Origin of the sequence: Pseudomonas sp. PDM15 (genome assembly GCF_014851565.1) — a bacterium.
Classification (GTDB): Bacteria; Pseudomonadota; Gammaproteobacteria; order Pseudomonadales; family Pseudomonadaceae; genus Aquipseudomonas.
The window spans coordinates 163204-182940 of sequence record NZ_JACVAA010000008.1; the positions used below are offsets into that span (position 1 = coordinate 163204).

Annotated in this window: 24 protein-coding genes; 10 read left to right on the plus strand and 14 right to left on the minus strand. The window is 63.4% G+C overall.

The window, feature by feature from the left end; translation table 11 throughout:
• Nucleotides 1-58: 58 nt before the first annotated feature.
• A complete protein-coding gene (locus tag IB232_RS20870; RefSeq protein ID WP_192400468.1) occupies nucleotides 59-361 on the minus strand; it encodes an ArsR/SmtB family transcription factor in 303 nt (100 codons plus the stop codon).
• A gap of 183 nt (nucleotides 362-544) precedes the next feature.
• A complete protein-coding gene (locus IB232_RS20875) occupies nucleotides 545-1384 on the minus strand; it encodes an AraC family transcriptional regulator (RefSeq protein ID WP_192400469.1) in 840 nt (279 codons plus the stop codon).
• 117 nt (nucleotides 1385-1501) lie between these two features.
• Here IB232_RS20875 and IB232_RS20880 point away from each other — a divergent pair, with 117 nt between their 5' ends.
• Both IB232_RS20880 and IB232_RS20885 read left to right on the plus strand, forming a co-directional pair.
• Nucleotides 1502-2305: an alpha/beta fold hydrolase gene (locus IB232_RS20880; RefSeq protein WP_192400470.1), complete on the plus strand. Its 804-nt coding sequence runs from the start codon at nucleotides 1502-1504 to the stop codon at nucleotides 2303-2305.
• A gap of 118 nt (nucleotides 2306-2423) precedes the next feature.
• A complete protein-coding gene (locus tag IB232_RS20885; protein ID WP_192400471.1) occupies nucleotides 2424-2852 on the plus strand; it encodes an organic hydroperoxide resistance protein in 429 nt (142 codons plus the stop codon).
• Nucleotides 2853-2993: 141 nt separating this feature from the next.
• Here IB232_RS20885 and IB232_RS20890 read toward each other — a convergent pair whose 3' ends face one another.
• The 8 genes from IB232_RS20890 to ycaC all read right to left on the minus strand — a co-directional run bounded on the left by IB232_RS20890 (nucleotide 2994) and on the right by ycaC (nucleotide 8597).
• Nucleotides 2994-3809 carry a sterol desaturase family protein gene (locus IB232_RS20890; protein WP_192400472.1) on the minus strand — a complete coding sequence of 272 codons (816 nt, stop codon included), beginning with the start codon at nucleotides 3807-3809 and terminating at the stop codon, nucleotides 2994-2996.
• 32 nt (nucleotides 3810-3841) lie between these two features.
• Nucleotides 3842-4603: an AraC family transcriptional regulator gene (locus IB232_RS20895; protein ID WP_192400473.1), complete on the minus strand. Its 762-nt coding sequence runs from the start codon at nucleotides 4601-4603 to the stop codon at nucleotides 3842-3844.
• On the minus strand, nucleotides 4594-5073 hold the full coding sequence (gene arsN2, locus IB232_RS20900; protein ID WP_192400474.1) for an arsenic resistance N-acetyltransferase ArsN2: 480 nt from the start codon (nucleotides 5071-5073) through the stop codon (nucleotides 4594-4596). Before arsN2 ends, IB232_RS20895 begins: the two co-directional genes overlap by 10 nt.
• Nucleotides 5074-5103: 30 nt before the next feature.
• The gene (locus IB232_RS20905) at nucleotides 5104-5574 is read right to left on the minus strand and encodes an arsenate reductase ArsC (RefSeq protein ID WP_192400475.1); all 471 of its coding nucleotides are present in this window, start codon (nucleotides 5572-5574) and stop codon (nucleotides 5104-5106) included.
• Nucleotides 5575-5603: 29 nt separating this feature from the next.
• Entirely contained in the window at nucleotides 5604-6887 is a 1284-nt protein-coding gene (locus tag IB232_RS20910) for an arsenic transporter (RefSeq protein ID WP_192400476.1), read from the minus strand.
• Between the two features lie 21 nt (nucleotides 6888-6908).
• Nucleotides 6909-7250, minus strand: coding sequence for a metalloregulator ArsR/SmtB family transcription factor (locus tag IB232_RS20915; RefSeq protein WP_192400477.1), 342 nt, complete (start codon nucleotides 7248-7250; stop codon nucleotides 6909-6911).
• Nucleotides 7251-7386: 136 nt separating this feature from the next.
• Nucleotides 7387-7839 carry a RidA family protein gene (locus IB232_RS20920; RefSeq protein WP_192400478.1) on the minus strand — a complete coding sequence of 151 codons (453 nt, stop codon included), beginning with the start codon at nucleotides 7837-7839 and terminating at the stop codon, nucleotides 7387-7389.
• Nucleotides 7840-7970: 131 nt separating this feature from the next.
• Nucleotides 7971-8597, minus strand: a complete 627-nt coding sequence (gene ycaC / locus IB232_RS20925; protein WP_192400479.1) for an isochorismate family cysteine hydrolase YcaC — start codon at nucleotides 8595-8597, stop codon at nucleotides 7971-7973.
• 302 nt (nucleotides 8598-8899) lie between these two features.
• Between ycaC and IB232_RS20930 the strand changes: the two genes are divergently transcribed.
• From IB232_RS20930 to IB232_RS20950, 5 genes are read left to right on the plus strand one after another with little or no spacing between them, the layout of a single operon-like run.
• Nucleotides 8900-9451: a chalcone isomerase family protein gene (locus tag IB232_RS20930; protein ID WP_192400480.1), complete on the plus strand. Its 552-nt coding sequence runs from the start codon at nucleotides 8900-8902 to the stop codon at nucleotides 9449-9451.
• A gap of 11 nt (nucleotides 9452-9462) precedes the next feature.
• Nucleotides 9463-9999 carry a DUF3833 domain-containing protein gene (locus IB232_RS20935; RefSeq protein WP_192400481.1) on the plus strand — a complete coding sequence of 179 codons (537 nt, stop codon included), beginning with the start codon at nucleotides 9463-9465 and terminating at the stop codon, nucleotides 9997-9999.
• 26 nt (nucleotides 10000-10025) lie between these two features.
• Nucleotides 10026-10331, plus strand: coding sequence for a DUF6482 family protein (locus tag IB232_RS20940; RefSeq protein ID WP_192400482.1), 306 nt, complete (start codon nucleotides 10026-10028; stop codon nucleotides 10329-10331).
• Nucleotides 10331-11872 (plus strand): cryptochrome/photolyase family protein, encoded by a 1542-nt coding sequence (locus IB232_RS20945; protein ID WP_192400483.1) that lies wholly within the window; start codon nucleotides 10331-10333, stop codon nucleotides 11870-11872. The genes IB232_RS20940 and IB232_RS20945 overlap by 1 nt, the downstream gene beginning before the upstream one ends.
• Nucleotides 11869-12024, plus strand: a complete 156-nt coding sequence (locus IB232_RS20950) for a DUF2256 domain-containing protein (protein WP_192400484.1) — start codon at nucleotides 11869-11871, stop codon at nucleotides 12022-12024. Before IB232_RS20945 ends, IB232_RS20950 begins: the two co-directional genes overlap by 4 nt.
• Before the next feature lie 40 nt (nucleotides 12025-12064).
• Here the strand turns inward: IB232_RS20950 and IB232_RS20955 are convergent, their stop codons facing one another.
• From IB232_RS20955 to IB232_RS20970, 4 genes are all read right to left on the minus strand, one after another.
• Complete coding sequence (locus tag IB232_RS20955) at nucleotides 12065-12511, minus strand: PAS domain-containing protein (RefSeq protein ID WP_192400485.1); 447 nt, start codon at nucleotides 12509-12511, stop codon at nucleotides 12065-12067.
• Between the two features lie 255 nt (nucleotides 12512-12766).
• Nucleotides 12767-13696 carry a MurR/RpiR family transcriptional regulator gene (locus IB232_RS20960; RefSeq protein WP_192400486.1) on the minus strand — a complete coding sequence of 310 codons (930 nt, stop codon included), beginning with the start codon at nucleotides 13694-13696 and terminating at the stop codon, nucleotides 12767-12769.
• Nucleotides 13697-13763: 67 nt separating this feature from the next.
• Nucleotides 13764-14876 (minus strand): succinylglutamate desuccinylase/aspartoacylase family protein, encoded by a 1113-nt coding sequence (locus tag IB232_RS20965; protein WP_192400487.1) that lies wholly within the window; start codon nucleotides 14874-14876, stop codon nucleotides 13764-13766.
• A gap of 68 nt (nucleotides 14877-14944) precedes the next feature.
• Complete coding sequence (locus IB232_RS20970) at nucleotides 14945-15718, minus strand: ABC transporter substrate-binding protein (protein ID WP_192400488.1); 774 nt, start codon at nucleotides 15716-15718, stop codon at nucleotides 14945-14947.
• A 440-nt stretch (nucleotides 15719-16158) separates the two neighbouring features.
• On the opposite strand from IB232_RS20970, the gene IB232_RS20975 reads away from it, so the two are divergent.
• From IB232_RS20975 to IB232_RS20985, 3 genes are all read left to right on the plus strand, one after another.
• A complete protein-coding gene (locus IB232_RS20975) occupies nucleotides 16159-17925 on the plus strand; it encodes a cyanophycinase (RefSeq protein ID WP_225592455.1) in 1767 nt (588 codons plus the stop codon).
• A gap of 88 nt (nucleotides 17926-18013) precedes the next feature.
• The gene (locus tag IB232_RS20980; protein WP_192400490.1) at nucleotides 18014-18340 is read left to right on the plus strand and encodes a hypothetical protein; all 327 of its coding nucleotides are present in this window, start codon (nucleotides 18014-18016) and stop codon (nucleotides 18338-18340) included.
• Nucleotides 18341-18399: 59 nt separating this feature from the next.
• Nucleotides 18400-19695, plus strand: coding sequence for an OprD family porin (locus IB232_RS20985; RefSeq protein ID WP_192400491.1), 1296 nt, complete (start codon nucleotides 18400-18402; stop codon nucleotides 19693-19695).
• Nucleotides 19696-19737: the final 42 nt, after the last annotated feature.

Consider the following 19737-nt stretch of genomic DNA (forward strand, 5'->3'; position numbering starts at 1 on the left):
GACTCCTTATTTCTGTTAATAGGGATATCGGGAATAATCGATTTAATAAGGTAAAAAATTACAGCTCCGTGCCTATCATCTCGGCAAGGGCACTGATGGCTGCTTCGTTGCGCTTGTAGTAGGTCCACTGGCCGATGCGCCGGACTTCGACCAACCCGGCGCGTTGCAGGGTCGCGAGATAATCGGACACCGTCGACTGCGACAGCCCCACGCCTTCCTGGATGCTGCTGACGCAAACGCCGACCGTGAGCACGTCACCCTCGTCCTGCGGAGGGAAGCTTTTCACCGGATCCTTCAAGCCCTTCAGGATCTCGAGACGGGTCCGGTTTGATAGCGCTTTGAAAATTTCCAGTAAGTCCATGGCTTCAGGATATCGAGGTTTACCGATATGTCAATGCGCAATCGAATGACAGTCTTCACAAGGGGGCTGCCGGCCCCGGAACCTTGGGCAGTGCAAAGCCGCATCGTTAGCGCAGGCAATCCCTGGCATGGCAGCCCCCTCCTGGCCGATGGCGGCAGTTGAGCATTGCAGATGAGCGCATGGTTACTGCTCCTTCCCCAGCCGTTGCTGACGCAGCCATGCCTTGGGCGAGATTCCGCACTGTGACTTGAATGCGCGCGAAAGGGCGGACTCTCCGCTGTAACCTGCTTCCTCGGCAATCAATCGAAGCGGTTGGCCATTCTTCAGCCATTTCTGTACGAGCCCGACTCTCCAGCGCTGGAGATAACCGGCGGGCGTTTCACCCAGCGCGTCGCGAAACTGGTTGGCGAATACGCTGCGGGACATCCCCGCAACACCTGCGAGCGATTCAACCGACCAGTTCTTCTCTGGCGCTTCATGAATGGCAACGATCGCGCGTCGCAACTGAACATGCGCGAGGCCGGCGAGCAGGCCAACGTGGGCACCGCCGCTTTCCATCAACTGCCTTAGCAGTTGGATGAGCAACACCTCGAACAATCGGTTGAGCATGACCTGACGCCCACAGTTGGCCGCTTCCGCCTCTGCAAACAGCAGCGTCAGCACCGGCACGCTATCGGGCATCTGCGACAAAGGAAGGCATACGCACTCAGGTAGGGCGTTCGCCAGGGGATTGGCGGCGCCGCCTTCGAATTCGATATGGGCACAGACAAATTCGGCGCCACGTTCCTGGTTCGTGACAAACCTATGTGCAATCGGGCGCGGGTAAAACAACAGGGTCGGGCCATCGAGGCAATAGGCTCTGGCGTTGCCGTGCCATACCTCGGCCTTGCCGCTTTTCAGCAAGTGCAATTGCCCATAGGCGAGGGAGCCATCCAGCTCGTTGATGCCGCATAGAGGGCCCGTTTGAAAAGTGCGGGCACTGACGGAGAAGTGCCCAAGAAGCGCGGCAAGTCGATCAACCATAAAAATACGATTAGTTAAGAAATTAGGACGAATTGTAGTTATTCGTACTGGCTAAGGCTAGATACTGACCCCGTCAACGCAACAACACCTCTTACTGATCGACCAAGGGAACCGGCCATGCCTACTTTCAAATCTCTGTTGTCCACCACCATCGCCTCAGCAGTAGCGGTGATCGCACTCAGTGGAACCGCCGTCGCACAGCCAGATACCGCCAAACCCACCGTAGTGCTTGTGCACGGCGCATTTGCCGAATCCTCCAGCTGGAATGGCGTAGCCGCTCAGCTGCTGAACCAGGGCTACCCGGTCATTGCCGCAGCGAACCCGCTGCGTGGGTTGAAGCAAGACGCGGATTACATCGCCGACATCGTCGAGCAAACTGCCGGCCCGGTGATCCTGGTAGGCCACTCCTACGGCGGGGCGGTGATTAGCAATGCGGTGCACGAAGATCCCAAGGTCAAGGCGCTGGTTTATGTCGCAGCCTTTGCGCCAGACAAGGGAGAGACTGCCATCGAGCTGTCCGGTCGATACCCAGGCGGCACCCTCGGCCCGACCCTGGCCGCGCCGGTGCTGCTGGACGACGGCAACAAGGATCTCTACATCCAGCAGGACAAATTCGGGCAACAGTTTGCCGCGGATGTTCCGGCGGACGCCGCGGCCCTCATGGCCGCGACCCAACGCCCGATCAGCGAAGCCGCTTTGACGGAAGCATCCGGCGAGCCGGCGTGGAAGAAGCTGCCGTCCTGGTTCATCTACGGTTCGGCCGACAAGAACATTCCTGAGGCTGCGCTGAAGTTCATGGCCGAGCGCGCTAGCTCGAAAAAGACGGTGACCGTCCCAGGGGCCTCGCACGTGGTAATGACATCCAACCCTGAGAAAGTTGCTGCGCTGATCGTCGAAGCGGCGCAAGCGACCGCGGATTAAGCGGTAGAACGGCAACAAAGAATCAGTCGCCACCTTTCCTGGCTCAGCGGTGGCGACTGGCGATCAATCAGCAAGATCACTGCGCGCTGCGCGTCATTCAATCTAGAGGACTACCACCATGTCGATTCAAACCATCGCTTATCGTGCCTACGCAGAAGCCACTGGCGGCCGTGACGGTCGCGCCATCTCCTCCGACGGTGTACTCGACGTCGCTCTGACCACACCGAAAGAACTCGGTGGCGCTGGTGGCGAGGGCACCAACCCGGAGCAGCTGTTCGCCGCGGGTTATTCGGCCTGCTTCCTGGGCGCCATGAAGTTCGTTGCCGCCCGCGACAAACTGGCCATTTCAAAAGACGCATCGATCGAGGGTGTGGTCGGCATCGGCGCCATCCCCAACGGTTTTGGCATAGAAGTCGAATTGCGCATCAGCTTGCCGGGGATGGACCAAGAACAGGCCCAGACGCTGATTGAACGAGCGCACATCGTCTGCCCGTACTCCAACGCCACCCGCGGCAATATCGACGTCACGCTCACGCGGGTCGACTGAAACATAGTCACCACGCCATATCGGACGAACCGGATGCCAAGCTGCCCGCGCGAAAGCGTGGCAGCTTGGTTTTTCCGTCTTTGGCCGGCAAACGTCGCACACGCAGGACAGCTACCGGCCGTACGCGATATTCATGCGCGCTTAGCTGTACTCGCTCCCCGGCTTCTTCGATCTGCAAAGCGGCCACCACAGTTGGACGCACCAGGAATCGCCCGGATCATTGGGGATGCCGTAGCGTTTCGGATAGCGGGCGCGGGTGAAGTTGGCCGTGCCAAACAGCGTGTCCCAGATGTACAGCAACTGGCCGAAGTTATGGTGGGGCGGGTCGCCGTGCTCATCCAGCTCGGCATGGTGTGCGCGGTGGGTGCTGGGCAGCTGTACGGTACGCTCCAGCAGCCAGGCCAGAGGTGACAACCAGCGGGTGCGATACAGACCGCGGTCCCAGGCGAAGGCACTGTGTACCAGCACATTGGCGCAGCCGAAGATCAGATGGCCGATCAGAACCGCCTCTCCCAGGCCCAGGTAGACCATCACGCCGGCGTACCAGATGTCCGGCATGAACATGAACCAGCGCCAGTTCTCCCGGTAGGCCACGCTGATGCTCATCGCGGTGGCGGTGTGGTGGGTACGATGCATGTGCCACATGAAGGGCAACGTGTGGCCCAGGCGGTGGTACCAGTAGTGCAGGAAGTCGGCCGGAATGACCACCAGCAGGATGGCCTGCCAGAGTGGCATCGACGCGAGACTCTCGGCCCATCCGGGAACCCAGCTGGCCAGCGCCAGTGCGCTGCAGGCGATGATCAGGGGTTTGATCAGCAGGGCGAACTGGGCAAGGCTGACGGCATCCACCGCCAGCTCATCGGGCTGCCGCCTGTTCAGCATGCGCCCGGCGAGCAGTTCCAGGCTGCCCAGCGCTATCAGCAGGCCGCTGACGACCCAGGTATCGAGATGGGGCATGACACTTTCCTCAGAATGCGAGGACCTCAGTGTCAGTAATCCGGGAAGCGGTTTACTTGAAGGATTTTGTGGTCGTTGGCCTGCGATGGTCGAAGTCCGAAGGTACGCAGGCAGATGCGTGACAGGTGGGCCGAGTCGGCGAAGCCGGCGGCATGCGCCACCTCGGTTGCGCCGTGGGCGCCGCTCAGCGCCTCCAGGGCCCGGCGCAGTTTCTGCCAGAGCAGCAGCTTGCGCAGCGGAATGCCGATGCACTCCTGCAGCCAGTGCGAGCAATGGGCCTGGGTGCTCGGGTAGCGCAGGCGAAAGGACTGCCAGATCTGCTCCGCCGAGGTCTCGATATCGGCCTCCTGCACCAGGGCCAGCAGATGCTCCAGGCGCGGATTGGCGGCGGCCGATGGTTGCTGATTGTGAGCCAGCAAGCCATCCAGCCAGGCATCGAACGTCTGCTGCGTTGCCGCCTCGGCCAGCCGTGCTCGGTCTGCAGTGGTTACTTCGAGACGATGGGCTGCATTCGGGCTGAGCCTTGCCCAGCGCAGTAGCCGCGCGTAGGCGGGGTGGCTTGGCTCGACGGTGATGCTGACGTGTGGTTGTGGACGCACAAAGCGGCGCCGAATCTCCGGGGCCAGCAACCATGCATCGGCAGACACAACCGACTGGCCGTCGATCTCCAGTTCCAGCGGTTCGCCATCCGCCAGCAGCAGGGTCATTCCCGGGCGCTGGTTGTAGCCGTTGGGTAGCGATCCGGCCCTGACGACGAAGCAGGCCCGGCCGATCGCCAGATGGTTTATTGCCATGCAGTCCCGTCGCCTGCCGTGCTATTTCTCGCGAGGGTTTTGCGCAGGTAGCTGGCCGAGGCCGGGCAGAGAGATTTGAACTGTGCAGTTTCGGCTATCTCGGCTGGCGCCAACTGGCGTGGCGTAGGCAAGTAGCCGATTCGCTCGAAGAACGGCGCCTGGTTGGTGGTCAGCAAGTGCAGGCTTTCGATCCCGCTGTCACGCGCGAGCCGTTCCATTTCGCCGACCACCAGGCTGCCGAGTCCGCGTTTTCTGTGCTGGGTCGCGATCAGCACCGAGCGCAGTAGCGCGGCTGATCCATGGGCTTCCAGCCCGGCATAGCCAATAGGCTGCCCGTCCAGATGGAAGGCATAGAAGACCCTGGCGGGGAGCGCTACGTCTTCCTCCGGCAGCCCTGCCTCCCGGAGTGCCTGGGCGAGAGCGGCAAGCCCGGCGGGTGAGACTCTTGTGGATTGCAGTGCGCTGGTCATCTCATCCTCCGGCTTCAGGGCTAAGACGCGTTACAGGGTTCCGATGATGTCCAGCGCGCGCTTGAGCTCATCGCGGCTGAGTTGTCCGAAAGGTAGTGCAAGAAACTCACGGCAACGCAGCTCGATTTTCTTCAGTGTGGCCTGGAAGGCGGCATCCACCTCGCTCTCGTCGCCTTGCACGTCGGAGGGATCTGCCAGGCCCCAATGGGTCTTCAGTGCCGGACCGAAGTACACCGGGCACGCCTCGCCCGCCGCCTTGTCGCAGACGGTGATGACGATGTCCGGCGGATTGCTCTCGAATGCATCGTTACCCTTGCTGCTCAGCCCCTCGATGGAGATGCCGGCCTGCTGCAAGGTGGTGAGGCTGCGCGGCAGCACCCGACCCTTGGGGAAGCTGCCAGAGCTGACCGCCTCAAAGCCTTCGGGCGCCAGGTGGTTGAACATGGCCTCGGAAAGGATGCTGCGGCAGCTGTTGGCCGTGCACATGAAGAGAACTCGCATACTGTGCTCCCGTGCCCCGTGGGCAACGATCAGAAGGCCAGGCGCAGGGCCAGGGCCGAAAGGGTGACAAGCAGAACCGGCAAGGTCAGCAGGATGCCGACCTTGAAGTAGTAGCCCCAGGTGATGCGGATGCCCTTGCGTTCCAGCACGTGCAACCAGAGCAGGGTGGCCAGACTGCCGATGGGGGTGATCTTCGGGCCCAGGTCGCAGCCGATAACGTTGGCGTAAATCATCGCCTCACGGACGATGCCGCTGGCGTCGCTGGCCTGGATGGACAGCGCGCCGATCAGCACGCTGGGCATGTTGTTCATCACCGAGGACAGGGCCGCCGACAGCAGCCCGGTACCCAGAGCCGCAGCCCACAGGCCCTGTTCGGCAAGGCGGTTCAGTACCAGGGTGAGGAAGTCGGTCAGGCCTGCGTTCTTCAGGCCGTAGACCACCAGGTACATGCCCAGCGAGAAGATCACCACCTGCCAGGGCGCCTCACGCAGCACGCGACGGGTGGAGATCACATGCCCCTTGGCGGCGACCGCGAAGAGGATGGCCGCGCACACCGCTGCCACCGCGCTGATGGGGATGCCCAGAGGCTCCAGGGCGAACAGGCCTATCAGCAGTACCAACAGCATCCACCAGCCGACGATGAAGGTAGAGCGGTCGCGGATTGCCGCGGCGGGCGCCTTCAGCACTTCGGGAGCGTACTGCGCCGGGATGTCGCGGCGGAAGAACAGGTACAGAACCAGCAGCGTCGCGGCAACGCTGACCAGGTTGACCGGCACCATCACCGAGGCGTACTCGGCAAAGCCCAGGTCGAAGTAGTCCGCCGAGACGATGTTGACCAGGTTCGACACCACCAGCGGCAGGCTGGCGGTGTCCGCGATGAACCCGGCGGCCATGACGAAGGCCAGCGTGGTAGCCGCGGAGAAGCGCAGCGCCAGCAGCATGGAGATCACGATGGGGGTGAGGATCAGCGCCGCGCCGTCGTTGGCAAACAGCGCGGAGACGGCGGCGCCCAGCAACACGCAGAAGGCGAACAGACGAGGCCCGCTGCCACCCGCCCAGCGCGCCACATGCAGAGCCGCCCACTCGAAGAATCCTGCCTCATCGAGCAGTAGGCTGATGATGATCACCGCGATGAAGGTCGCGGTGGCATTCCACACGATGGCCCACACGGTGGGAATGTCCTGCAGCGACACGGCACCGACGGCGAGGGCGATGACGGCCCCGAGCGCAGCGCTCCAGCCAACGCCAAGGCCCCTCGGTTGCCAGATGACCAGAACGAGAGTGAACAGAAAGACGGCAGCGGCGATCAGCATGGCGGACTCTTGAGACGAGGATCAGCAGCAGGTACGGACGGGGCGTCCATCCATGTTGCACAGGCGGGAGGTGTTGGTCGCGAGCCAGTCGGCATTGGCTCGCAGGGTCAGCTTGAGCACTTCTGCGGCCCAGGCGGGTAGCTCGGGGTTGAGCCGGTAATAGACCCATTGCCCCTGGCGGCGATCGAGCAGCAGGCCGGTGCTGCGCAGTAGGGCCAGATGGCGGGAAATCTTCGGCTGGCTATCGTCCAGCGCGCACGTGAGCTCGCAGACACACAGCTCTCCGTGCTCGGCGATCAGCAGCGTGGCGCGGGCGCGCGTCTCGTCGGACAGGCACTTGAAGAACTCGGGTGGGGTCAGCACGGTGAAGGCTCATTACATATGGTTTTTCGAATATACGGAAAATCATATGTAATGAGAACTCCGACTTCTTGAATGGCTATGGCCGATGGCTGCCGGCCGCAAGTGGCTGCTTGCAACCGGCCTGGCTGGCTTCGGGTTACTCAACCACCGCACGAATGGTGATTTCGATCAGCTGTTGCGGGAACGCGAGACCCGATACGCCGATAAGGTTGCTGGCCACCTGGGGAACCTCGGCGCCGTAGAACTCCTTGCGCACCTTGCCAGCAGCGGCGAAGGCCGCTGGAACGTCGATGACAAACAACGTTTCTTCCACCACATCATCCAGGGTGGCGCCGAATTCACCGAGCAAGTCGACGATGTTTGCGTAGGTCTGCCGCATCTGCGCTTCCATCATGGAAAAGTCAGCAGGTTTGCCATCCGCGTTCAGCGCAGCCGGTGCGATGAGGTTGCCTTCGCGGTCATGGCTCAACTGGCCCGAGAGATAGACGGTGTCCTTGACCTGAATCGCTTGGACATAACCGTACAAGCCCTCCCAAGCGACGCCGAAGCTCACGGTTTTCTTTGCCGGGTTGTTGTTCTTAGTGGTCATCACAGTTCTCCATTTGGATAGTTTTGTGGCGAGCTCGCCCCTCTGGAGCGAGCTCCGAAAAGTTAGGGATTCGTCGTGGCAACTACCTGAGGCGGGGCCGGTACAGGTCCCGTCGCTCATTCACAAGCGCATCATTTTTTCGCCGTCAGGGCGCTGTAGCTGGTGATCAGGTTGCGGTAGTCCGGGATGTGGTCGGAGCAGATCTTGGCCAGGCCTTCCACATCGTTGCGCCAGTCGCGGTGCAGTTCGCAGGCCACGGCGAACCAGTTCATCAGCTGCGCGCCTGCCTGGGTCATGCGGCTCCAGGCGGAGTCGCGGGTGATCTGGTTGAAGGTGCCGGAGGCATCGGTGACCACGAACACATCGAAGCCTTCCTCGATGGCCGACAGTGCCGGGAACGCTACGCACACCTCGGTGACCACGCCGGCGATGATCAGCTGCTTCTTGCCGGTGGCCTTGATTGCCTTGACGAAGTCTTCGTTGTCCCAGGCGTTGATCTGGCCGGGGCGGGCGATGTACGGCGCGTCTGGGAACATCTCCTTCAGCTCGGGAACCAGCGGGCCGTTGGGGCCGGTTTCGAAGCTGGTGGTGAGGATGGTCGGCAGGTTGAAGAACTTGGCGAGGTCGGCCAGGGCCAGGACATTGTTTTTGAACTTGTCGGGCTCGATGTCACGTACCAGGGACAGCAAGCCGGCTTGGTGGTCGACCAGCAGAACGGCGGCGTTGTCTTTGTCGAGGCGGTTGTAGGTAACGGTCATGGCAAGGCTCTCTCTTCTAGGTCAGGCGCCGAATCGTTCGGCTGATTTAGTTTTTCCGTGCAGTTGTCGCTGCATGTGAGAAAGATTAAATACGGAACCTTTGATCCGCCAGATAGCGATATTTGACTCCAGCGTTCCATATAAGGAACGGAGGTGGCATCCGTGTGAGCTAGAAGAATAAAAATCTCAGCAGCAGCAAACGGCGGCCATAAACAACCAGATACCGAATACCCTCTGAGAACCTATACAGAAATTCGTATTTGTATAAGTATTGTCTGCGTGTGCAGACCTGGAGGATCGCCATGGTCCGGGCAATTTCCACCTCTTCTACGTTGCGCCGTATCGCCTTGCTCTGGTTGCTGATGGCGGCGCCATCGGCCTGGGCGGATTGGCGTGCCGAGCTTCCCGGCGCCGCACTGGTTGGCCAGGGGGACTTCACCTGGTTTGGCTGGCGGGTATACCAGGCTCGTCTGTGGAGTCCTGCGGCTCCCGTGAGCTGGGAACAACCCTTTGCCCTCGAGCTGATCTACCGCCGCGAGCTGTCGCGCGACACCCTGGTGCAAGCCAGCCTGGACGAGATGCGCCGGTTGGGCGGCACCTCGGTCGATGAGGCGCGCCTGGCGGCCTGGGACGACGAGATGCGCAAGGCCTTCATCGATGTCCAGCCGGGCCAGCGCATCACCGGCCTCTACCAGCCGGGCAAGGGTGGAAGCTTCTATGTCGATGACCAGCTCCGCCACGCGGTGGCGGACACCGACTTCGCCCGCGCCTTCTTCGCCATCTGGCTGGATGCCCGCACCCGCAACCCCGAGCTGCGTCGCGAGCTGCTGGGGCTCAACGAGACAAACCCGTGAGGAGGTCGACGATGCGTATCGGAATCTGGTTGCTGTGCTGCCTGCTGCTGAGCGCTTGCGGCAGCGTCGAGGTCGAGCACTACGCCGCGGAGCGTCCGCAGCTGGACCTGCCGGAATACTTCTCGCGACCGGTGCAGGCCTGGGGGATTTTCCAGGACCGTTCGGGCGAGGTGGTCAAGCGCTTCAAGGTCGACATCACCAGTCGCCGCGAGGGCGAGCGGCTGATCCTCGACGAACGTTTTCTCTATAGCGATGGTACCCGCCAACAGCGGGTCTGGAGCCTGGTTCCGGCGGGCGACGGACGCTGGCTGGGCCGCGCCGCGGACGTGATCGGCGAGGCCCATGGCGAGGTGGCGGGCAATGCCCTGCGCTGGCGCTACCGACTGAACCTCGACGTCGACGGGGCTACCTGGGAAGTGGACTTCGACGACTGGATGTACCTGATGGACGAGGACACCCTGATCAACCGTTCGAGCATGAGCAAGCTTGGTGTCGAGCTGGGCCAGGTGACCCTGTTCTTCCGCCGCGATCCCGCGTCGGACAACTGACAAGCGGCGAGACGGAGGGCTGGGTGATGAATCTGCAGCAACTGGGCGAAGCCGCGCTGACGGGGCGGGTCGAGGCGCTCGAGGTGGTGTCCCTGGAGGGCGGCTTCTACATCCTGCAGGCGAGGCTCGCCTCGGGCCTCGAACCGCTGCGCGACGAGCAGGGCAGGGTGCTGCACCTGCGTTCGTCCACCCAGGTCCGCGAACTGCTGCAGGACCTACCGCGCCTGCCCTGCGAGCTGGTGCAGCACTGCGTCCATGACGAGATGTGCGGTGTGCGCGAAGGCGCGATCGAGCCGCTGCGCCTGCCGCTGTCGCTGGAGCAGCGCTGGTGATGAGCGACGGCGCACGCCGCCTCGGTCTCGTGCTGGGCGACCAGCTCAGCTTCGATCTGTCGCTGTTCGATGCCCTAGACCCGGCCCGCGATGCGGTGCTGATGGCCGAGGTGAACGACGAGGCGCGCTACGTGCCGCACCATCCGCAGAAGATCGTGCTGGTCTTCAGCGCGATGCGCCACTTCGCGCAAGCGCTGAAGGAGCGGGGCTGGCAGGTGATCTATGTGAGGCTCGACGCCCCCGACAACAGCGGCAGCCTGGCGGGAGAATTGCGCCGCTGGCACGACGCCCTGGGCGGGCCGGAGCTGCACCTGAGCGAATGCGGTGAGTGGCGGGTGGAGGAGGCGCTGCGCAGCAGCGGGCTGCCGCTGAACTGGCACGCCGACGGCCGTTTCCTCTGTTCCCGCGAGGAGTTCGCGCGCTGGGCGGGTGATCGTCGGCAGCTGCGTATGGAGCTGTTCTACCGCGAGATGCGCCGACGCACTGGGCTGCTTCTGGAGCCCGACGGTGCGCCGCTGGGCGGCAGCTGGAACTTCGATGCCGACAATCGCAAGGCGCTGCCAAAAGGTACGCAGGGTCCGTTTCCTGCGCGTTTCGGGCAGGACGCGATCACCCGCGAGGTGGTGGCCCTGGTGGGCGAGCGGTTCGCCAGCCACTACGGCCGCCTGGAGGGCTTCGACTACCCGGTGACCCACGCGCAGGCGCAGGAGCTCTGGCAGCATTTCCTGGAGTTTTCCCTGCCGTCCTTCGGCGACTACCAGGATGCCATGGCCGAGGGCGAGCCCTACCTGTTCCATGCGCGCATCAGTGCGGTACTGAACATCGGCCTGCTGGACCTGCGTCAGCTCTGCGCCGACGTGGAGAACGCCCATCGCCAGGGCTGGGTGCCGCTCAACGCGGCCGAAGGTTTCATTCGCCAGTTGATCGGCTGGCGCGAGTACGTGCGCGGCATCTACTGGCTGCGCATGCCGGACTATGCCGCGCTCAATGTGTTCGGCAATAGCCGGGCACTGCCGGAGTTCTACTGGACCGGCCGCACCGAGATGCGCTGCATGGCCCAGGCAATCGGCCAGACCCTGGAACTGGGCTATGCCCATCACATCCAGCGGCTGATGGTGACCGGCAACTTCGCCCTGCTCGCCGGTATCGCCCCGGCTGCCATCTGCGAGTGGTACCTGGCGGTGTACCTGGATGCCTTCGAGTGGGTCGAGCTGCCCAACACCCTGGGCATGGTGATGCACGCCGACGGCGGCTACCTGGGCTCCAAGCCCTACTGCGCCAGCGGCCGCTACATCCAGCGCATGTCTGATCACTGCGCCGCCTGCCGCTACCGGGTGGACCGGGCGACCGAGGATGATGCGTGCCCGTTCAACGCGCTCTACTGGCACTTCCTGCTGCGTCATCGTGATCGCCTCGGCCGCAATCCGCGCATGGCCATGGCCTATCGCAATCTGCAGCGCATGGACGAGTTCCGCGTCAGCGCACTCTGGCAGCGTGGCGAGCAGCTGCTGGCGCGCCTGGATGCCGGAGAGGCGCTGTGAAGAAGCCCCACCTGCCGCAGAAAACCTGCGCGGTCTGCGGCCGGCCTTTTGCCTGGCGGCGTCGCTGGGCGCGCTGCTGGGATGAGGTGCGCTATTGCTCTGCGCGCTGCCGGGGCCAGCGTCAGGTTCCACAGACGATTGAGGGCGGCTGACGCTCGGCGGCGAATCGTTACCCGGTGTACCAGGGAGGGTTCACTTGCTCACGGCTGCCAGCTGACGCTTGAGCTCGGCCACTTGCGCTTCCAGCTCGCGCACTCGCTCCTGGGCGGCGACCTCGGCGCTGACGTCGCGCTGGATGCCGATGAAGTAGGTCAGCTGGTCCGCATCGTTGTACACCGGGGTGATGGACAACTCGTTCCAGAACGGTGTGCCGTCCTTGCGGAAGTTGTGCAGCACCTGGCGGCAGGGCTGGCCATCGCGGATCGCCTGGCGGATGGCTGCCAGTCCGGGTTGCTGACGTTCGCTGCCCTGCAGGAAGCGGCAATCCTGATAGAGGATGTCGTCGGCGGTGTAGCCGGTCAGACGCTCGAAGGCGGGGTTGGCATAGATCAGAATGCTGTCATCTCCCTCCTGCTCGGCCACGACGATGCCGTCATTCGAGGCTTCGACCATCAGTTGCAGAAGCTTGGCGTCGATCATGGAGATTCCTATCCGGCGGTTATCCAAAGCACCAAGATTAGTCGGCGAGCCTGTCGATGCCTAGGCGTGCCGTCGAGGCTTCAACCAGCGAGCACTGCCGGCGGGTTCAGATAGAGGAAACGACACCTCGGTGGCCACTCCGCTGCCCATTGGTGAGCGCTAATGCGTTCAGCCAAGTCAGCCATCCACAAGCAAAAAACGGAGCCTGTATCAGGCTCCGTTTTTTGTTTGCGGCCTAACCCAAGAACGCTCAGGTCATTCCTTGCGTTTGCGCATGGTCTTGCGCGCGCGCGGTTGCTCTGCCGGTATGTGCAGGTACGACAGCACGCTTTCCGTGAGTTCGGCGGCCAGCTTTACCGCCTCCTTGTTGCGCGTCATCACGGCGGCGACCAGGCTCTCGATCAGTGCCAGCACCACGGTATTGGAGCTGATCAGCATGGGATGGTCGGCGGGAGCGAAAAGAACCAATTCGGCCAATCGCACCAGGGGGGAGGCGGGCGAGTCGGTAATGGCCAGTACGCGTGCACCGCGCTCGTTGGCGAAGCGCGCCAGATGGATGGTGTCCAGCGAGTAGCGCGGCAGCGAGATTGCCAGCAGCACATCGTTCTCGGTGATGGCGGCCAGGCGATAGGCCGCGTTCTCGTTGCCACCCTCCATGCTGATGGCGACTGCGTCGGCGCAGTACGGCACCAGGTTGGCTGCCGCCAGGCCGGCCATGTAGGCACTGTTGCCGAAGCCGAGTATGTAGATGCGCCGGGCCTGTATCAGGCAATCGACGAAGGCTTCGAAGGTCGCCGGGCTGTTGCTGTTCGCGGCCGTGCCAAGGTTCCCGCTGGCAACCTGAATCTGCTCGTGCAGGCCGAAGGCACCGTCCGGGCGCTGGGCCATTTCGTTGCGCAGCTTGTCCACCGGCGACACCAGATCCTGCAGGGTCGCCACCAGGGCGGCCTTGAGTGCGCTGAAGCCGCTCAGCTTGAGGGCGCGGGCGAGGCGATTGACCGCCGCGGCGGAGGTGGATGTCTCCTGGGCCAGCTCCTCGATGGTCAGGGTCGCGGCCTTCAGCGGATGGCGAAGGATGAAATCGGCCACCTTGCGCAGGGACGGCTGCAGGTCGGGCGAGGCCGATGCCAGCTTGCGCATCACCGGGGAGGTATAGACGGTCAGATCGTTCGGCGCTGGGGTCATGTGAGCGGCGGCGTTGTCGATGGGCTGGGGCGGCAGTGTATCCGATGGTGCGGCGTCTGCGGCAGCGTCAGTCGCTCAGCAGGCGGCCGCTGCGGATCGGCATGGCGCCGGCCACTTTGGCCAGCCACAGGCCGGGCTGGGCAAAGCGCAGGCGTTCGCGGGCATACAGCAGGCCGTCGGTGGTGGCACGCACGATGCTGTGTTGGCCGGAGAGCGGATCGATGACCTCGAACAGGGGATCACCCACCGCCACCCGCGCGCCCAATGGCCGCAAATAGCTGACCACGCCCGGGTGCGGCGCGTAGGCGTACTGGGCGCCAGCGAAAGGCGTTGCCGGGCACTGGTGTTCGGGCCGGTTCGGCCAACTGCCCTCGATAAAATCCTGTTCCGCGAGAAAGGCGAGGATGGCTTCTGCGTTGGCCTCGGCCCGCTGCGCCTCGGTATCGGCCATGCCGCCCAGCTCGATGGTGGTGGCCAGGCAAGCAGCGGGAATCGCCGCATCGGGAAAGGCCGCGGCCAGCTTCAGCCAGGGTGTGGCACAGGCCTCGTCGAACGACTGACCACCGGAGTCCTCGGCCAGCAATGCGGCCTGCGCGCCCAGGTGCGCCGCCAACCCGGACAACCGAGGCCACAGCTGGGGCAGGGCGTAGAGCAGGAGTACCGACTCGAAGTCGCAATGCAGGTCGAGCACCAGGTCGGCGGTGCAGGCATGACCGAGCAGCAATCGCTGCAGTCCTTCGAGGGGGGATGCGGCCGGCGGCAGCTCATGCAGGGCCGCAACCATCAGCTCGCGTATCAGCGCCAGGTTATCTGCCGCATCGTCGCGCAGCAGCGAGTGGAGCTTTGGCGTGATCAGCGCAGCCAGATCCGGGAAGTCACGATTGAAGTTCTTGCCGCTGGCGAAATCGAATCGACCCTGATGGGTGGCCTGGAACACCTGGACCAGACCGATCGGATTGGCGACCGGCACAAGCTCGATGCGGCCTCGTAGCTGCCCGGCTGCCTCCAGCGTGGCCAGGCGTTGGCGCAGCGCCACGGCTACGCGCATGCCGGGCAGTTCGTCGGCGTGCAATGCCGCCTGAATGTAGGCCTTGCGTGGCCCCTGGCCGAACTGCAGCACGCTCAGTTGGCGCTGCGTGCCGGGGCTGTTCCAAGGGAGGGGGTGATCGATCCGTATCATGGCTTACCTGGAATGTCGGCAGAAAAAAGGGGTATCCGGACTCGCCGGATACCCCTGTGCACAGGCTCTTACTGGCCGTAGATGTCGTAAGCGAAGTACTTGCCCTGGACTTCTGCGTACTTGCCGTTGGCGCGCAAGGCGGCGATGGCATTGCTGAATTTCTCGGCGGTGGCGGCATCGCCCTTGCGCACGGCAATGCCGGCGCCGTTGCCGAAGTACTTCGGATCGTTGAAGTCCGGGCCGACCAGGGCGAAGCCCTTACCACCGTCGGTCTTGAGGAAGCCTTCGCCGATGTTCACCACGTCGGCCAGGGAGGCGTCGATACGCCCGGAAGCCAGATCGAGGAAGGCCTCGTTCTGCGAGCCGTAGCGCACCACTTCGATGCCGGCCTCGGCGAATTTGTCGCTGGCGTAGCGATCGTAGGTGGAGGCGCGCTGTACGCCGACCTTCTTGCCCTTGAGGTCCACCAGCGGGTCCTTGACCTCGCTGCCGGCCTTCATCACCAGCTTGCCGGGGGTGTGGTAGTACTTCTTGGTGAAGTCGACCGACTTCAGGCGATCCGGGGTGATCGACATGGACGACAGCACGGCGTCGACCTTGCGCACCTTGAGCGAAGGAATCAGGCCGTCGAACGCCTGCTCGACCCACTCGCACTTGACCTGCATCTGCGCGCACAGCGCATTGCCGATGTCGTAGTCGAAGCCGCTGATCTGCCCCTCCGGCGTCTTGAAGGCGAAGGGCGGGTAGGCGGCTTCGATGCCGATACGCAGGGTTTCCTGGGCCTGTGCCAGGGTGGCGCAGGCGGAGAGCGCCAGGGCGCCGAGCAGAGCGATCTTGTTCATCTTATGACTCCAGTTGCGGATGGTTGGCCACCCTCGCGGGTGAGGTGCATTGCTTCGCCTGGCGGCGAATCTCTCAGCCCTGGCTTCGTGGGCCAGAGCCCCAGCTGCCGCGCAGATGAGGCGGCCTGGCTGTGTGTATGGCGGTGGTGAGTGACACGTTTTGTGTCAGCAAAACTAAGGTCAAGAAAAAATCATGTCAATTGTATTGTTCTCTGAAAAAATAATTTCAGCCTGATGTCGGTTCGAAGAATGCCGTAATAGAGCTGTTTCAGGTCCTGAAAACTGTCCGTTTGGTCTATTTCTGTGGTGCTATCTGGGGTTGATCGTAGGATTTCGTTGGTATACAACATTTCAAATTGACTGATTAATGAAAATAAATGAGTCAATTTGGTTGTGTGTCGAACACTCCCTACTCAGAAGAAGAGCAACAAGAAATGAGAATGCAGACCAAGCCTGGCGTGCTGCTCGCCGCCCTGATTCTTGCCGGCCATTGCGCGCCGACCCTGGCCGAAGGCCATTTGCTGGCCGTCGGCGGCATGCTGCGGGCCAGCAACACCGAGGTGTACCAGAAGCTCATCGAACTGGCTGGCGGCGCCGAGCGGGCGCGTATAGCCATCATGCCAACCGCCAGCGGCAGCCTCGGTTCCAGCAAGCGCTTCCAGGCCGAGCTGCAGGCCCTGGGCGTGCCGGCCGAGCGCATCAGCATCGTCGGCATCGACAAGCAGAACTACCAGAGCACCATGAACGACCCGGCCGTGCTCAAGCCGCTGAGCGAGGCCAGCGCCGTGTGGTTCGTCGGCGGTGACCAGGCGCGCATCGCTCGCGCGCTGTACAACGGCGACGGCAGCGAGTCGCTGACGCTGCAGGCGGTGCGTGGCGTGTTCGACAAGGGTGGCGTGGTCGCTGGCACCAGCGCCGGCGCCAGCATTCTCGGGGCGACCATGCCGACCGCCTATGGCGTGGTCATGGACACCCTGGACTTCGGCGTCGCGGCCAAGGCCGATCAGCGCGGGACCGCACTGCTCAAGGGCGCGGGCCTGTTCAAGGCCGGCATCATCGACCAGCACTTCGACCAGATCGAGGAAACCAGCACAGGTCGCGCCGCGCGCATGGCCAGCTACCTGGTCGAACAGCAGCCGGCCAAGGGCTTCGGGCTGGATACCAACACGGCGATCTGGGTACGGCCCGGTGGTCAGCTGCAGGTGCTCGGCGAGGGCTACCTGACGGTGATGGATGCCAGTCAGGCGCACAAGGAGTTCGGGCTTTACGGTACCCGCCTGCAGAACGTGCGCCTGGCCATGCTCGGCCATGGCGACCGCTACGACCTAGCCAGCGGCAAGGTGCAGCCGGCGCAGGGCAAGGAGCCGATCACCGCCGGTAACGAATACCTGGTGGGCAACCAGCTGCTCACCGACCTGTCCGCGGTATCCGCCATGTCGCGTGCGGTGCTCTACGGCCTGGCCGACAATACCGCCACCCGCCAGGTGGGACTGATGACCCGCTACAACCCGGCCAACGGCTACCACTATGGCTATCGCTTCGAGCTCAGCGAGGCCGCGGGTTTCCAGGCCCACAGCCGCTTCAACGACTCGCTGACCAACTACACGGTGCAGGACGTGCGCCTGGCCATCGCGCCGGTGGATGCCTTCCTGGGTGACCCGGCGCGCAGCAGCCCGCAGGACGCCGCCGCCAGCCGCTGGCCGGACGCCGTGCGCGCGGTGAGTTTCCGCGGCCTGATGACCAGCGATGGCGACAACCGCTTCGAACCAAAACGGGCGCTGACCCGCTACGAGCTGGCCAACGCGCTGCAGATGACCCTGGCCGCCGAACCGGCCTTGGACAAGTTGCCGAAGCTTGCCGACATCGACCGCGACCACCCGCTGCGCGAGCAGATCGAGGTGGTGGTCTCCAATGGCTGGCTGCCCAGCGGCGAGCGCTTCGACGGCGAGCGCAAAGTGACCCGGGCGGAGTGGGCGCTGGCCTGCAAGGCCCTGGTCGAGGGCTTCACCAAGACCGATCTGACGCACCGTGCACCGCTCAAGGACTTGGCCGGCATCGATCCCGCCACAGCCGAGGCGGCCGAGCTGCTGGTCGGGGAAGGGTGGATGAGCGCCGAATCCGGGCGCTTCCAGCCACAGCAAACCGTCAGCCGGGAAGAGGCCGCACGCAGCCTGGCGCGCCTGATCGGGCTCGCCAAACCGTCCTGATTACCTGATGTGCATTCGAACTCGCCCTGTCGTGACAGGGCGGACGGGCAGCGTTTGCCTGCAAGAAAACCAAGAACGAGATGTACCGATGCAACTGAGCAACCTGGAGCTGTTCGCCTTGGACAAGCTGCTGCACGACCACCAGCCCGCCACTGAAGCACTGCGCAGCTCAGAAGCCCGCGTGCTGGAGCGCGTGGATACGCCCGCCGGCTTCTTCGCGGTCATCGAGCTGCAGCAGAGCCTGCGCGATGTCGGCGAGTTCGCCGAGCGCGAGTGGAAATTCAAGCTGAAGAGCCCGAAGAAGACCGCGGGCTACTTCGTCTGCTGGCCAGACGGCGAGTCGACGCTGTGTCTGGAGGCGGTGATCAGCAGGGGCCGACGTCCAGAGGTGCTGACAGCGGAACTCTTTGTCTGACCGGGCAAAACCAAGAAGGGCCCGCGGGCCCGCCAACAACACTAAAAACGGAGTAAGACATGAACCTCGTGAAACTGAGTTGTCTCGCCCTGGCGGTCGCCGCCGCCAGCAGCCAGCTGGCCGTGGCCGGCCAGGCCGATGCCAAGGGCTTTGTCGAAGACAGCGAGCTGAGCCTGCTGAACCGCAACTATTACTTTCAGCGCGACTTCAAGAACAACCCCGGTGGCCAGAACTACCGCGAGGAGTGGGCCCACGGCGTGATGGCCGAGTTTGCCTCGGGCTTCACCCAGGGCACCGTCGGCTTTGGCGCCGATGTCTATGGCTACATGGGCATCAAGCTGGACAGCGGTCGCGGCCGCACCGGCACCGGTCTGTTGCCGATCAGCGACGAGGGCCGTGCCCAGGATGAATACGGCGAGGCCGGCGGTGCCGCCAAGCTGCGTATCTCCGAGACCGTGCTGAAGTACGGCGAGATGCGTACCGAGGCGCCGGTGTTCGCCACTTCCCATAGCCGTCTGCTGCCGGAAACCGCCACCGGCTTCCATGTCAGCAGCGGCGAGATCGATGGCCTGGCCCTGGAGGCCGGTCACTTCACTGCCTACAACAACCGCAACTCGACCAACAGTGACGAGGAGCTGTACCTCAACTACGGCAGCGGCGAGATCGGCAAGACCATCGATTTCGCGGGTGGCTGGTACAACGTCAGCGATGACCTCGCCGTGGGCCTGTATGCCTCGCGCTTCGAGGACACCTGGAACCAGTACTACGGCAACCTCAACTACACCCTGGGTATCAGCGAAGGGCAGAACCTGAACTTCGACCTCAACCTGTATCGCACCAGCGATACCGGTGATGCCCTGCAGGGCGACATCAGCAATACCACCTACAGCCTGGCGGCCACCTATGCCCTGGGCTCGCACTCGATCCTGCTGGCCTACCAGCGCGTCAACGGCGATACCCCGTTCGACTACGTCGGCGGCGACTCGATCTTCCTCTCCAACTCCATGCAGTATTCCGACTTCAACGCACCGAACGAGAAATCCTGGCGTGTTGGCTACGGCTACGACTGGAGCGGCCTCGGCGTCCCCGGCCTGACCACCAAGGTCACCTACGTTAAGGGCAGCGATATCGATGGCACCGATGCGGATGTGAACGGCGGCTACGTCGGCTACTACGGCGAGGACGGCGAGCACAGCGAGACCGACATCGACATCAAGTACGTGGTCCAGGAAGGCCCGGCCAAGGACCTGTCGGTGCGCCTGCGCCAGGCCTTCCACTATGCCAACAGCGACCAGGGCGAGGGCGACCTGCACGAGTTCCGGGTCATCGTCGACTACCCGCTGAGCATCCTGTGATCCTGCGGCCCGTGTCACCTGTCGCGGGCCGTCTGTAGGGCG